The sequence below is a fragment of the Actinosynnema sp. NPDC059335 genome (assembly GCF_042752395.1).
Taxonomy (GTDB): Bacteria; Actinomycetota; Actinomycetes; order Mycobacteriales; family Pseudonocardiaceae; genus Actinosynnema.
Genome location: NZ_JBHYXZ010000007.1, coordinates 91558 through 103822, shown reverse-complemented (window position 1 = coordinate 103822; position 12265 = coordinate 91558). Strand labels below are relative to the sequence as shown.

The window sequence follows — 12265 nt, the reverse complement described above, 5'->3', positions numbered from 1 at the left end:
TGGGGCGGCGGGGCCCGCGGGGGGGGGGGGGCGGCGCCCCCCCGCGGTGTGGGGGGGGCTGTTTTCCAGCTCTCCGCGGGGGGGGGGGGGGGGGCGGGGGGGGCCCCCCCCGCTCCTCTTCCCCCACTTCCTGCTCACGCGCTTCTCACCCGTAGGGACCTCCAGTGGACGCAGTGCACCGGATCATCCTGCCCAGGGACGACGACCCGCTCGACGTCCGGCCGATGTACCTGGACGAACCGGAGAACGTGCACTGCCAGGTGGACTCCCGGCGCGGCCTGACCGTGCCGGAGCACGCCAAGGTGTCGTTCGCGACCTACTTCAACGCGTTCCCGGCCAGCTACTGGAAGCGGTGGACGGTCGTGGACGAGGTCGTGCTGCGGATGCGCGTGCGCGGCTCCGGCCGGGTCGACGTGTACCGCTCCAAGCCCAGCGGCGACGTCGTGCACCTGGAGGGCTCGTTCGTCCGGGACGCGGCCGAGTGGCGGGTGCTCGAGTTCCCGGTGTCGCTGCGGCCGTTCGAGGACGGCGGGTTCGTCTGGTTCGACGCGTTCACGCACGAGGCCGCGCTGGAGATCCGGGACGCGGAGTGGGCGGTGCGCACGCCGCTGCCGGCGCAGAAGGTCGCCGTCAGCATCACCACCATGCGCCCGCACGACGCCGTGGAGGCGTTGCGGGCGCTGGGCGGCGACCCGGCGGTGCTGGACGTCGTGACCAAGGTGTTCGTGGCCGACCAGGGCGCGGTCAAGGTCCGCTCGGTGGACGGCTTCGCGGCCGCCGCGGCGGCCCTCGGCGACCGGCTGGAGGTCGTGGAGCAGGACAACCTGGGCGGCTCCGGCGGGTTCACCCGCGGCATGTTCGAGGCGGTCGAGCACACCGACGCCGACCAGATCATGCTGATGGACGACGACATCCGGCTGGAGCCGGAAGCCGTGCTGCGGTCCAACGCGTTCGCGCGGGCCGCCGCGTCGCCGGTCATCGTCGGCAGCCACATGCTGAACCTCCAGGCCAGGACCAGGATCCACAGCACGGCGGAGATCGTGGACCTGGGCACGTGCTTCTGGCGGGCCGCGCCGGGCGCGGTGACCGACCACGACTTCGCCACCGGTTCGCTGCGCGAGACCCCCGAGCTGCACCCCCGGGTCGACGCCACCTACAACGGCTGGTGGATGTGCCTGTTCCCGCGCGAGGTGGTGGAGCGGACCGGCTACCCGCTGCCGCTGTTCATCAAGTGGGACGACGCCGAGTACTCGCTGCGCGCGCTGGAGCACGGCTACCCGACGGTGTCGCTGCCGGGTTCGGCGGTGTGGCACATGCCGTGGACGGACAAGAACGACTCGACCGACTGGCAGGCGTACTTCCACACCCGCAACCGGCTGGTCCTGGCCGCCCTGCACAGCCCGTACGACGTGCGGAACGTGATCGTGAAGCACGGGTTGAAGCTGTCCCTGCGGCACCTGCTGTCCATGGAGTACTCGACGGTGGCGTTGCAGCAGAAGGCGATCGAGGACTTCCTCGACGGCCCGGCCGGGCTGTTCGACTCGCTGCGCACCGCGCTGCCGATGGTGCGCGCGATGCGCGAGGAGTACAGCGACGCCCGGCGCCTGGAGTCGGCCCGCGAGTTCCCGCCGCCGACGTTCGACCAGGTGCGCGCCGAGGCGTTGTTGCAGCCGTCGAGGAGCAAGGCGACCATCGCGGTGCGCGCGGCGAAGTCCGTGCTGCACAACCTGCGCCCACCGCAGCCGTCCGCGGGCGACCGCCCGCAGCTCAACGTGCCCGCGCTGAACGCCCGCTGGTTCCTGCTGGGCAACCTGGACAGCGCCACGGTGTCCACGGCGGACGGCACCGGCGTCGCGTTCTACAAGCGCGACCCCGAGCAGTTCCGCACCCTGATGGCGCGGGCCGTCCGCAACTACCGCCGGCTGGGCAAGGAGTGGCCGCGGCTGCGCCGCCAGTACCGCGACGCCCTGCCCGACCTGACGTCGGCCGAGCAGTGGCGAAAGGTCTTCGAGAACCGCTGACCCCGCGAGGGCTACTCGAAGTGCGCGGCCACGACGTGGCTGAAGTTGACCACGAACTCCTTGCCGTCGACGGTCGGGACGGCCTGGGTGTGGCCGTTGCGCACGACCTGGATCAGCCGTGCGCCGAGATCGTCGGCGGTCTCCTGGGAGACCCTGATGGAGATCGGGCTGGGGTTCGCGGCCAGGTGCAGGACGAGGGACGTCTTACGCGCTTCAGAAGTCATGCCGCACAGCCCACCAGCGGCGGGTGGACCGGGCAAGAGGGGTTCGCCGTCAGCGATTCCGCGTCGGGCTGAACCCCTCGGGCCCCTACTTGCGGAAGAAGCGCTCCCGCCGGCCCTGCCGCACCAGCTTCACCCATTCGAGGAACGCCTTCGGGTCGCGCCGCACCCCGATGAAGTACAGCCCGAACCGGAACGCCTCCAGCAGCCCCAGCTTCCGCATGCCCGGCTGGGACAGCAGGTACCCGCGGTTGCGGTAGGTGTAGTAGCGCTTGACCGCGTTCTCCGGGTCCTGCGCGTGGAACCGGCCGCCGAGCATCGGCTTGAACTCGTCCGACCCGTCCGGGTGCAGGTAGGTCACCTTCAGCGACGTGCCGAACGGCAGCCCGGTGCGCACCAGCCGCCGGTGGATCTCCACCTCGTCGCCGCGGAAGAACAGCCGGTAGTCCGGCACGCCGATGACGTCCACCGTGGACGCCTTGAACAGCGCGCCGTTGAACAGCGACGCGATGCCGGGCAGGAAGTCCGCGCCCAGCTCGGCCGCGTTCCGCTTCCAGGTGAGCCCCCGCCGCAGCGGGAACGCGAGCTTCTCCGGCCGCTCGATGTTCGCCACCACCGGCGAGATCGCGGCCAGCCCGCGCCGCTTCGCCTCCTCCAGCAGCACGGCGAGCACGTTCTCGTCGGCCGGCCGACCGTCGTCGTCGGCCAGCCACAGCCAGTCCGCGCCCAGCGACAGCGCGTGCAGCATCCCGAGCGCGAACCCGCCCGCGCCGCCGAGGTTGCGGTGCGAGGCCAGGTACGTGGTCGGGATCGGGCACTGCGCGACCAGGTCGTCCACCGGCTGGTCCGGCCCGTTGTCCACGACCACCAGGTGGTCGAGCGGACGGGTCTGCGACGCCAGCACCTTCAGCGAGTCGGCCAGCAGCTCCCGCCGGTGCCGGGTCACCACGACCCCGACGACGGAGCCCTGCGGCAGTGCGCCCACCACGCTCACCTACTCGCCACCGTTCCCGCTCAGCACCCGCGGCTGACCGAGCCGCTCCAGCGTCTCCTCGCTCATGTGCTCGAACGGGTCACGCCCCTTGTAGGAGGTGAGCACGTCGCGCAGCGAGCCCTGCATCTTGACCTGGCCCTCGTCCATCCAGATGGCCGTGTCGCAGAACTCGGCGAGGAAGTCGTCGGAGTGGTTCGCGAACACCAGGATGCCCGAGCGCCGGACCAGCTCGGTGAGCCGGTCCCGCGCCTTGGCCATGAACGCCGCGTCGACCGCGCCGATGCCCTCGTCCAGGATCAGGATCTCCGGGTCGATGGACGTGACGATGCCCAGCGCCAACCGCACCCGCATGCCGGTCGAGTACGTGCGCAGCGGCATCTGGAGGTAGTCGCCGAGCTCGGTGAACTCGGTGATGTCGTCGACCCGCTTCTCCATCTCCTTGCGGCTCATGCCGAGGAACAGACCGCGGATCATGATGTTCTCGTACCCGGAGATCTCCGGGTCCATGCCGACGCCGAGGTCGAACACGGGCGCGACCTTGCCGACGATGCGCGAGCTGCCCCGCGTGGGCTCGTAGATGCCCGCGAGCAGCCGCAGCAGCGTGGACTTGCCGGCGCCGTTGTGGCCGACGAGGCCGACCCGGTCACCGTGCCGCAGCGAGATGGTGATGTCGTGCAGCGCTTCGATGATCGGCACGCGGCCCTCGGAGCCGATCTTGCCGCCGACCTTGCCCAGCGCGAGCTTCTTCAGCGACCTCGACTTGGCGTCGAAGATCGGGAAGTCGACCGAGGCGTTCCAGACGTCGATGCTGACCATGATGTGTTTGCGGCCTCACTCAGACCCAGTAGGAGACGCGGGCACGGTAGTTCCGCATCGCGACCAGCGCCAGTGCCCACCCCACGACGGTGATCGCGCCGACCACCACCCAGTGGTGCCAGTCCTGCACGTGACCGAGCAGGGGGGCCCGGACGATCTCCACGTAGTGGTAGATGGGGTTCAGCTCGGCGATCAGCATGCGCCAGTCGCCCTGGTCGCCGCTGCCGCCGGTGACCTTGTTCAGCACGCCCACGTGCCACACGATCGGCGTCATGAAGAAGATCAGGTTGATGAAGCTGCTGATCACCGGCGGGATGTCGCGGAACCGGGTGCTGATGATGCCGAACAGCAGGGCCACCCACACCGCGTTCAGCACGACGGCGGCGAGACCCGGGATGGCCATCAGCGCGGCCCAGGACAGGCCCGGCTGCATGACCAGGTCGCCCTCCATCCGGTACTCGTGGCTCAGCGTCGGGAAGAAGATCACCACGACGACCACGTAGACGACCATGTTGTGCATCAGGAACAGCACCTGGCGCCACACCATCCGCAGCACGTGCACCGTGATGGGCGCGGGCAGGTGCTTGATCAGGCCCTCGTTGGCGATGAAGACCTCGGTGCCCTCGGTGACCACGCCGAGGATGAAGTGCCAGATGATGAACCCGGCCGTGACGTAGGGCAGGAACGTGCCGAGCTGCTGGTTGAACAACTGCGAGTAGAGCAGGCCGAGGGCGAGCGCCGTGGTCCCCATGGAGATGGTGATCCACAGGGGACCGATGACCGACCGGCGGTAACGCTGCTTGATGTCCTGCCACCCCAGGTGGGCCCACAGCTCGCGCTGCCGCCAGGCGTCGCGCACGTCGCCGAACGCGCGCGCGAAGGTGCGCGAGTTGGGTGCCAGGGGAGCGGGGGGTCGCTCGACCGTACTCGTGGGTTGCACAAGGGTTGAGACTACCGGCGACGGGGTGGCGGCCCTGTCGCCGGGCTGTCACGGTGCGGTCACCCCTGCTGAGGAGCCTCGGGCACCCCGGTTACCTTCATGATCACCTGCTCGTGGTCGTACGTGTACCCGCAGTAGTCGAACCGGAGGCCGGTGCGCTCGACGTACTCCGTCCAGGCGCGGTGCTCGTGCTCCTGCCACCCCGGGTAGTTGAAGTACTCGTCGAACACGATCACGCTGCCGGGCACCAGCCGCGGCCCGACCAGGTCCAGCACGGTCCTGGTGGACGAGTACAGGTCGCAGTCGACGTGCAGGAACGACACCGGGCCGGGGTGGGCCTCCAGGAAGCCGGGCAGGGTGTCGTCGAACCAGCCGACGACCAGCTCCGCGCCGTCCACGTCGGGCAGCCCGTCCACACCGAACAGCCCGGCCGGGAAGCCGTTGCGCCAGTCCTCGGGCAGGCCCTCGAACGAGTCGAAGCCGTACACCTCGCGGCCCTCGAACGCGGTGGCGATCAGCTTGAGCGTGCCGCCGGTGTAGACGCCGAACTCGAGCGCCATGCCCTCGACCTCGACCAGGCCGAGGGCGTGCTCCAGCGTGGCGTGGGGGTGGCCGAAGTGCGGCGCGGTCGGCAGGTGCTCGCGCACGAACCGCGCGCTCTGCAACGCCGCTTCCTGCTCGCCGGCGAACACCAGGTCGCGCCGGGCGCGGATCTCGTGCTGGATGGTCGCGTCGACCGCCCGTTCGGCCTGGCCGCGCAGCTCCCTCAGCTCGTCCTCGAGACGGCCCAGCACCTGCTGCATCCGCACGATCCGCTCGGACTGCTCGTGGTGGTAGGGGCGCACCACGTCGTCGATGACCCGGAAGATCTTGCCGCGAACGCGCTTCCGCACCTCGTCGACGAATGGGTTGTGCCGGACTCTGTCGAGCACTGGACGCTCCTCTCGCGGATGTGGCGGTGAACACGTTCGGGCAACGCGGTGCCCGTTGTCCACTCCCACGACGCCACCACCGCGGCGGAACGTTACAAGTACTGCCCGGTCCCGCGGATGTGCGGACCGCCTTCGCCCTCGCCGTGCCCGGTGCCCGCGGGCAGCGCGCGGCCCCGCATCTGCTCCAACTGGACCCGCGCCGCCATCTGCTGCGCGAACAGCGCCGTCTGGATGCCGTGGAACAGGCCCTCCAGCCAGCCCACCAGCTGCGCCTGGGCGATCCGCAGCTCCGCGTCGGACGGGGTGCCCTCCTCGGTGAACGGCAGGGAGAGCCGCTCCAGCTCCTCCCGCAGCTCCGGCGCGAGGCCGTCCTCCAGCTCGTCGATCGACCGCTTGTGGATCTCCTTGAGCCGGTTGCGGCTGGCCTCGTCCAGGGGAGCCGCCCGGACCTCCTCCAGCAGCTGCTTGATCATCGTGCCGATCCGCATGACCTTCGCCGGCTGTTCGACCAGGTCGGTCACGTCCTGGCCGCCCGCCTCGTCGCCCGCCGGCACCCGCGCGGCGCCCACCGGGGTGCCGTCCGGGCCGACCACGACCACGTGCCGCTCGTTCTCCACCTGATCACCTCGGGGTGCCTCGCTCATGCCCCCCATCCTGGCCCGATGGGGTGGCGAACGCCGAACCGGGTCACGGATCGGGTGCCAAACCCGCGGCCCCTGCTGTCGCTCGCGCCGACGTCCTCCGTACGGTGTGCGGCATGGCGTTCGACGTCGCCCGGGTCCGTGGGCTGTTCCCCGCGCTCGGCGACGGCTGGGTTCATCTGGACGCTCCTGCGGGCATGCAAGTACCCGAACAGGTGGCCACGGCCGTCTCCACCGCGCTGCGCGCACCCGTCTCCGGGCCGGGTGGCATCTTCCCCGCTTCGCAACGCGCCGAGGCCATCGTCGACGCGGCCAGGCGGGCCGTGGCCGACGTGGTCGGCGCCGACCCGGCCGGGGTCGTGCTCGGCCCCAGCTCCGCCGTGCTGCTGCAACGGCTGGCCGACGCGCTGTCCGAGGGCTGGTTCCTCGGCGACGAGGTCGTGGTGTCCCGGCTGGACCACCCGGCCAACATCGCGCCGTGGCAGCGGGCCGCGCAGCGCACCGGCAGCGTCGTCCGGTGGGCCGAGGTCGACATCGAGACGTGCGAGCTGCCCGCCTGGCAGTACGACGAGCTGGTCACGCCCAAGTGCAAGCTGGTCGCCGTCACCGCCGCGTCCGGCTCCGTCGGCACGCGACCCGACCTGCGCAAGATCGCCGAGGCCGCGCGCCGCACGGACGCCCTGGTCGTGGTGGACGCCTCCGCCGCCGCGCCGTTCGTGCCGCTCGACATCACGTCCATGGACGCCGACGTGGTGGCGGTGTCGGCGAACACCTGGGGCGGCCCGCCGGTGGGCGCGCTGGTGTTCCGCGACCCGGCCATGCTCGACCTGCTGCCGTCGGTCGCGGTGGAGCCCGGCGCGCGGGGTCCCGAACGCCTGGAACTGGGCCCGCACGCCTACCCGCTGCTGGCCGGCCTGGTGGCGTCCGTGGAGTACCTGGCCGGTCTGGACGACGCCGCGGTGGGCCCGCGCCGGGAGCGCGTGCTCACGTCGCTGGGTTCGGTGAAGGCGTACCAGGCGGGACTTCTGGCTAATCTCATCAACGAACTGCGATCGCTCCGTCACGTCATGGTGATCGGCGACGCCATGCGCCGCGTGCCGGCGCTGGCGTTCACGGTGGCCGGCGTGAAGGCGACCGACGGCGTCGAGCACCTGTCCGAGCGGGGCGTGTGCGCGTTCGCCGACTCGGGCCAGCACGGCGTGTTCTCGGTGCTGGGGGTGGGCGAGGTCGGCGGGGCGATCCGCGTCGGCCTGGCGCACTACACGAACGCGGCGGAAGTGGACGAGCTCGTGCGGGCGGTCGCCGAGCTGGGGTGAGGACGGGGGCTGGGTGGACGACCTGCTGTCACGGGAGCTCGCCGACCTCGCCGCGCTGCACCGCCTCGCGCCCCTCATGACGGAGTACCTGCCCAACACCGCGCACGAGCTGCGCCCGGCCGCGCTGGCGGCCGTGGTGGACGAGGTGCTGCTGGGCTCGCGGACCGTGCTCGTGGAGTGCGGGTGCGGCGCGTCGTCGGTCGTCCTGGCCCGGCTGCTGGCCCGGCGCGGGTTCGGCCACCTGCTGTCCGTCGAGCACGACGAGCGCACCGCCGCCTTCGTGGCGAGCCAGCTGCGCCGCGAAGGGCTCGGCCACGTGGCACGCGTCGTGCACGCGCCCCTGACCCCGCACCCGGCGGCGCTCGGCAACGCCCAGTGGTACCACCCGCGGCTCGTGCACGACGAGGTGTCGGCGTACGTGGAGCGGTACGGCCTGGTCGACCTGCTGCTGGTGGACGGGCCGCTGCTCGGCGACGCCCGGTACCCGGCGCTGCCGGTGCTGCGGGGCGTGCTCGCGCCGGGGGCGGCGGTCCTGGTGGACGACGCCGAGCGACCGGGCGAGCAGACCGTGCTGGTGCGGTGGGCGGAGGAGTTCGCGCTGCGCTTCCGCACCACGCCGCGCACGTTCCTGGCCACCGCGACCGCGCTGGACTGACCGCACCACCCGCCCCGCCGGCCACCGACCCGCCCACCACCGACACGCCCGCCGACCCCAGCCACCGATCCGCCCGAGGTCGCGCCGGACCGAGCCCGACCGCCGCACTACCGCAACCGCCGGGTCGGCCGCCGCCCGCGCCGAACAGCCCTCGCGCCGCACCGACCGCACGCGGCGCACCGACCGCCCGGCCTCGCTAACGGACTGTGCCGGACCGGTCACGTTCCGCCATCGCTTCGCAGGAGTCCCCGCCAGGGGACCCCTGTCTTGATTTTACCGGCGGGGTCCGACAATTCCGGGTTCGCGCGGGCAGCGGGCCAGCCGGCCGGGGCTGCTCACACGGCCAGCACGACCTTGCCGAACACGTCCCCGCCCTCCAGCGCGCGGTGGGCGTCGGCGGCCCGCCCGATCGGCAGCACCTCGTGCACGACCGGCTTGACCTGCCCGGACGCGATCAGCGGCCACAGGTGCTCCCGCACCTCGGCCACGATCCGGCCCTTGCCGTGCGGGCCGTCCACCGGCCGGAACCGCAGCCCGGTGCCCGTCACGCTCGCCCGCTTGGACAGCAGCTTGCCGATGTCGAGCTGCCCCTTCACCCCGCCCTGCAGGCCGATGACCACGAGCCGGCCGTCCGGCGCGAGCACGTCCACGTTGCGCTCCAGGTAGGCCGCGCCCATGTTGTCCAGCACCACGTCGGCCTGCCCGACCTCGGCCACGAAGTCCTGCTCGCGGTAGTTCACCAGGACGTCCGCGCCCAGCTCGGCGCACCGCCGCAACCGCTCCGCCGACCCCGCCGTGACCGCGACGCGCGCCCCGAGCGCCTTGGCGACCTGGATCGCGTGCGTGCCGATGCCGCCCGCCCCGCCGTGCACGAGGAACGTCTCCCCGGCGCTCAGCCCCGCCACCATCACGACGTTCGACCACACCGTGCAGGCGACCTCGGGCAGCGACGCGGCCGTCACCAGGTCGACGCCCCCGGGCAGCGGCAGGAGCTGGGCGGCCGGGACGACGACCCGTTCCGCGTACCCGCCGCCGGCCAGCAGCGCGCACACCTCGTCGCCGACCCGCCACCCCGTCACGCCCTCGCCGAGCGCCGCCACCGTGCCCGAGCACTCCAGCCCCAACACGTCCGACGTGCCCTTCGGCGGCGGGTAGTGGCCCTGGCGTTGGAGCAGGTCGGCGCGGTTCACGGCGGTCGCCGCGACGTCCAGCAGCACCTCGCCCGGTCCGGGTTCGGGATCCCGAACCTCCGTCCACGCCAGCACGTCCGGTCCGCCGGGTCCACGAGTGGTGATCGCGCGCATGACCCCGACGGTAATCCGCTCGCCCGACGCCCGCGCGGTCGCCACCATGGACCGGCATGGACCACTGGCCCTTCCGGAACCTGGTGCTGCGGACCCCGCGGCTGGAGCTGCGGCCCGACGACGACGAGGGCCTGGCCGAGTTGGCCGACCTCGCGATCGACGGCATCCACCCGCCCGACCGGATGCCGTTCGGGGTCGAGTGGACCGACGCGCCCCGCGACCGCCTCGGCAACAACACCTTCCAGCACCACTGGCAGCTCCGCGCCACGCTCTCGCCTCGGGCGTGGCAGCTGAACTTCCTCGTGCGCCTCGACGGCCGCGTGGTCGGCGTGCAGTCGCTGAACGCCGACGACTTCCCGGTGCTGCGGGAGGTGGGCAGCGGGTCGTGGGTCGGGCTGCGGCACCAGGGCGGCGGCATCGGCACGGAGATGCGGGCTGCCGTGGTGACGTTCGCGTTCGACCACCTCGGCGCGGTGGCGGCGCGGTCGAGCGCGTTCACCGACAACCTCGCCTCGCAGACCGTGAGCCGCAAGCTCGGCTACCGGCCCGACGGCACGTTCCGGCAGGTCAGGCGGGGTGAGCCGGCCGAGCAGACCCGGCTGCTGCTGACCCCGGACCGGTTCGTCCGACCCGACTGGACCCTGGAGGTTAGCGGTGTCACGCCGTGCTTGCCCCTGCTCACTGGGCGAGAACCCGCCGAGTGACGGATTGATTTCACCCCCGGGATCTTGTGAGGGTTCGGCATCCGAGTGAAGGGGAACTCGATCATGTCAGGTAGAACCGGGATCCGACGCGCGGCGATCCTCGCGGCGTCCGCATCCCTCGCACTGGTCGCCGTGCCGGTCGCCGACGCCGCGCCGGCGAAGTCGGCGCTCGACGGCCCCAAGCTGGCCAAGAGCCTCACCAAGGACGTCACCGCGGAAGGGGTCAACCGCCACCTGATCGCCTTCCAGCGCATCGCCGACCGCAACGGCGGCAACCGCGCGGCGGGCACGCCGGGCTACGACGCCAGCGTGGACTACGTCGCGGGCAAGCTGCGCGGCGCGGGCTTCGACGTGACCACGCCGGAGTTCACCTACCCCGTGCAGATCACCGACGCGGCGATCGCCAAGGTGGGCGCGACCACGTACGAGAACATCCCGATGGAGTTCTCGCCGCAGACGCCGGTCGGCGGCGTCACCGGCCCGCTGCGCGTCGTGCCCGAGGACGCCACGCCGGGCTGCGAGGCGACCGACTTCGCCGGGCAGGACTTCACCGGCGCGATCGCCCTGATCCGCCGCGGCGCGTGCACGTTCGACATCAAGCACCGCAACGCGGCCGCCGCGGGCGCCATCGCGGTGATCGTGGCGAACAACGTCGAGGGCCCGCTGTCGGGCGTCACGCTCGGCTCGCCCGGCGTCGTGCCCACCGGTGGCGTCAGCCGCGCCGACGGCACCGCGCTGGCCGGGCTCGGCGGCCAGACCGTGACCGTGGACCTGCGCTACCACGAGGAGGACCGCGTCTCGCGTAACGTCATCGCGCAGACCAGGACCGGTCGCAAGGACAACGTCGTGATGGCGGGCGCGCACCTCGACAGCGTCGAGAACGGCGCGGGCATCAACGACAACGGCACCGGCTCGGCCGGCCTGCTGGAGACCGCGCTGAAGCTCGGCGGGTCGCCGAAGGTCAACAACGCGGTGCGGTTCGGCTGGTGGGGCGCGGAGGAGCTGGGCCTCGTCGGGTCGACGAAGTACGTGCAGTCGCTGACGTTCGAGCAGCAGCTCGACATCGCGCTGTACCTGAACTTCGACATGATCGGCTCGCCGAACGCGGCGTACTTCGTCTACGACGGCGACGACTCCGACGGCGTCGGCGCGGGCGCGGGCCCGTACGGCTCCGCGCAGATCGAGCAGGCGTTCGTGGAGTACCTGACGGTCGAGAAGGGCGTGCAGACCGAGGGCACCGACTTCACCGGCCGCTCGGACTACGGCGAGTTCATCGCGCAGGGCATCCCGGCCGGCGGCCTGTTCACCGGCGCGGAGGGCGTGAAGACCGAGGCGCAGGCGGCGAAGTGGGGCGGCACGGCGGGCATCGCCTACGACCCGAACTACCACGGCTCGGGCGACAACCTGGGCAACGTCGACCGCGTCGCCCTGGACCGCAACGCCGACGCGCTGGCGTGGGTGACGGCGTCCTACGCGATCAGCACCGAGAGCGTGAACGGCGTGCCGGCGCGGTCCCAGCGGGCCGCGGCCCGTGCGGCCGCGCTGCGTTCGCTGCACGTGGAAGCGCACCAGCACTCGCACGCCGACGTGGCGTGACGCACGCGCTGAACGCGTAACGGAGGGGGGGTTGCCCCGGCGGGGGCCCCCCCGCCCGGTTTCCCCCCCGCGCGGGGCCGGGGCCCCCCCCCGCCGTAAACGGCCCCGTTGGTTAGGCAAAAACC

12 protein-coding genes are annotated in these 12265 nt (G+C 72.0%); 5 read left to right on the top strand and 7 right to left on the bottom strand.

Annotation, left to right across the window (positions count from 1 at the left end):
- Window positions 1–164 precede the first annotated feature (164 nt).
- Window positions 165–2021, top strand: coding sequence for a glycosyltransferase (locus ACFXGA_RS04030; protein WP_378084170.1), 1857 nt, complete (start codon window positions 165–167; stop codon window positions 2019–2021).
- Window positions 2022–2032: 11 nt separating this feature from the next.
- Here ACFXGA_RS04030 and ACFXGA_RS04025 read toward each other — a convergent pair whose 3' ends face one another.
- From ACFXGA_RS04025 to ACFXGA_RS04000, 6 genes are all read right to left on the bottom strand, one after another.
- On the bottom strand, window positions 2033–2245 hold the full coding sequence (locus ACFXGA_RS04025; protein ID WP_378084169.1) for a hypothetical protein: 213 nt from the start codon (window positions 2243–2245) through the stop codon (window positions 2033–2035).
- An 85-nt stretch (window positions 2246–2330) separates the two neighbouring features.
- Window positions 2331–3227 (bottom strand): glycosyltransferase, encoded by an 897-nt coding sequence (locus ACFXGA_RS04020; protein WP_378084168.1) that lies wholly within the window; start codon window positions 3225–3227, stop codon window positions 2331–2333.
- Between the two features lie 9 nt (window positions 3228–3236).
- A complete protein-coding gene (locus ACFXGA_RS04015) occupies window positions 3237–4052 on the bottom strand; it encodes an ABC transporter ATP-binding protein (protein ID WP_378084166.1) in 816 nt (271 codons plus the stop codon).
- A 19-nt stretch (window positions 4053–4071) separates the two neighbouring features.
- The gene (locus tag ACFXGA_RS04010) at window positions 4072–4992 is read right to left on the bottom strand and encodes an ABC transporter permease (protein ID WP_378084165.1); all 921 of its coding nucleotides are present in this window, start codon (window positions 4990–4992) and stop codon (window positions 4072–4074) included.
- A 59-nt stretch (window positions 4993–5051) separates the two neighbouring features.
- A complete protein-coding gene (locus ACFXGA_RS04005) occupies window positions 5052–5924 on the bottom strand; it encodes a TylF/MycF/NovP-related O-methyltransferase (protein WP_378084163.1) in 873 nt (290 codons plus the stop codon).
- A 92-nt stretch (window positions 5925–6016) separates the two neighbouring features.
- On the bottom strand, window positions 6017–6568 hold the full coding sequence (locus ACFXGA_RS04000; RefSeq protein ID WP_378084161.1) for a bacterial proteasome activator family protein: 552 nt from the start codon (window positions 6566–6568) through the stop codon (window positions 6017–6019).
- Window positions 6569–6681: 113 nt separating this feature from the next.
- Here ACFXGA_RS04000 and ACFXGA_RS03995 point away from each other — a divergent pair, with 113 nt between their 5' ends.
- Both ACFXGA_RS03995 and ACFXGA_RS03990 read left to right on the top strand, forming a co-directional pair.
- A complete protein-coding gene (locus ACFXGA_RS03995) occupies window positions 6682–7881 on the top strand; it encodes a cysteine desulfurase-like protein (protein WP_378084159.1) in 1200 nt (399 codons plus the stop codon).
- Between the two features lie 13 nt (window positions 7882–7894).
- Entirely contained in the window at window positions 7895–8536 is a 642-nt protein-coding gene (locus ACFXGA_RS03990; protein WP_378084157.1) for a class I SAM-dependent methyltransferase, read from the top strand.
- Window positions 8537–8871: 335 nt separating this feature from the next.
- Here the strand turns inward: ACFXGA_RS03990 and ACFXGA_RS03985 are convergent, their stop codons facing one another.
- Window positions 8872–9840, bottom strand: a complete 969-nt coding sequence (locus tag ACFXGA_RS03985; RefSeq protein ID WP_378084155.1) for an NAD(P)H-quinone oxidoreductase — start codon at window positions 9838–9840, stop codon at window positions 8872–8874.
- 56 nt (window positions 9841–9896) lie between these two features.
- Between ACFXGA_RS03985 and ACFXGA_RS03980 the strand changes: the two genes are divergently transcribed.
- Together ACFXGA_RS03980 and ACFXGA_RS03975 are read left to right on the top strand one after the other, a co-directional pair.
- Window positions 9897–10544, top strand: coding sequence for a GNAT family N-acetyltransferase (locus ACFXGA_RS03980; protein WP_378084153.1), 648 nt, complete (start codon window positions 9897–9899; stop codon window positions 10542–10544).
- A gap of 63 nt (window positions 10545–10607) precedes the next feature.
- Window positions 10608–12140: a M28 family metallopeptidase gene (locus ACFXGA_RS03975; protein ID WP_378084151.1), complete on the top strand. Its 1533-nt coding sequence runs from the start codon at window positions 10608–10610 to the stop codon at window positions 12138–12140.
- Window positions 12141–12265 lie beyond the last annotated feature (125 nt).

Bases quoted from the DNA above. Each gene is read 5' to 3' on its own strand.
- ACFXGA_RS03980 (WP_378084153.1), top strand. From the start codon at position 9,897: ATGGACCACTGGCCCTTCCGGAACCTGGTGCTGCGGACCCCGCGGCTG.
- ACFXGA_RS03975 (WP_378084151.1), top strand. From the start codon at position 10,608: ATGTCAGGTAGAACCGGGATCCGACGCGCGGCGATCCTCGCGGCGTCC.
- ACFXGA_RS04000 (WP_378084161.1), bottom strand. From the start codon at position 6,568: ATGAGCGAGGCACCCCGAGGTGATCAGGTGGAGAACGAGCGGCACGTG.
- ACFXGA_RS04015 (WP_378084166.1), bottom strand. From the start codon at position 4,052: ATGGTCAGCATCGACGTCTGGAACGCCTCGGTCGACTTCCCGATCTTC.
- ACFXGA_RS04025 (WP_378084169.1), bottom strand. From the start codon at position 2,245: ATGACTTCTGAAGCGCGTAAGACGTCCCTCGTCCTGCACCTGGCCGCG.
- ACFXGA_RS03985 (WP_378084155.1), bottom strand. From the start codon at position 9,840: ATGCGCGCGATCACCACTCGTGGACCCGGCGGACCGGACGTGCTGGCG.
- ACFXGA_RS03995 (WP_378084159.1), top strand. From the start codon at position 6,682: ATGGCGTTCGACGTCGCCCGGGTCCGTGGGCTGTTCCCCGCGCTCGGC.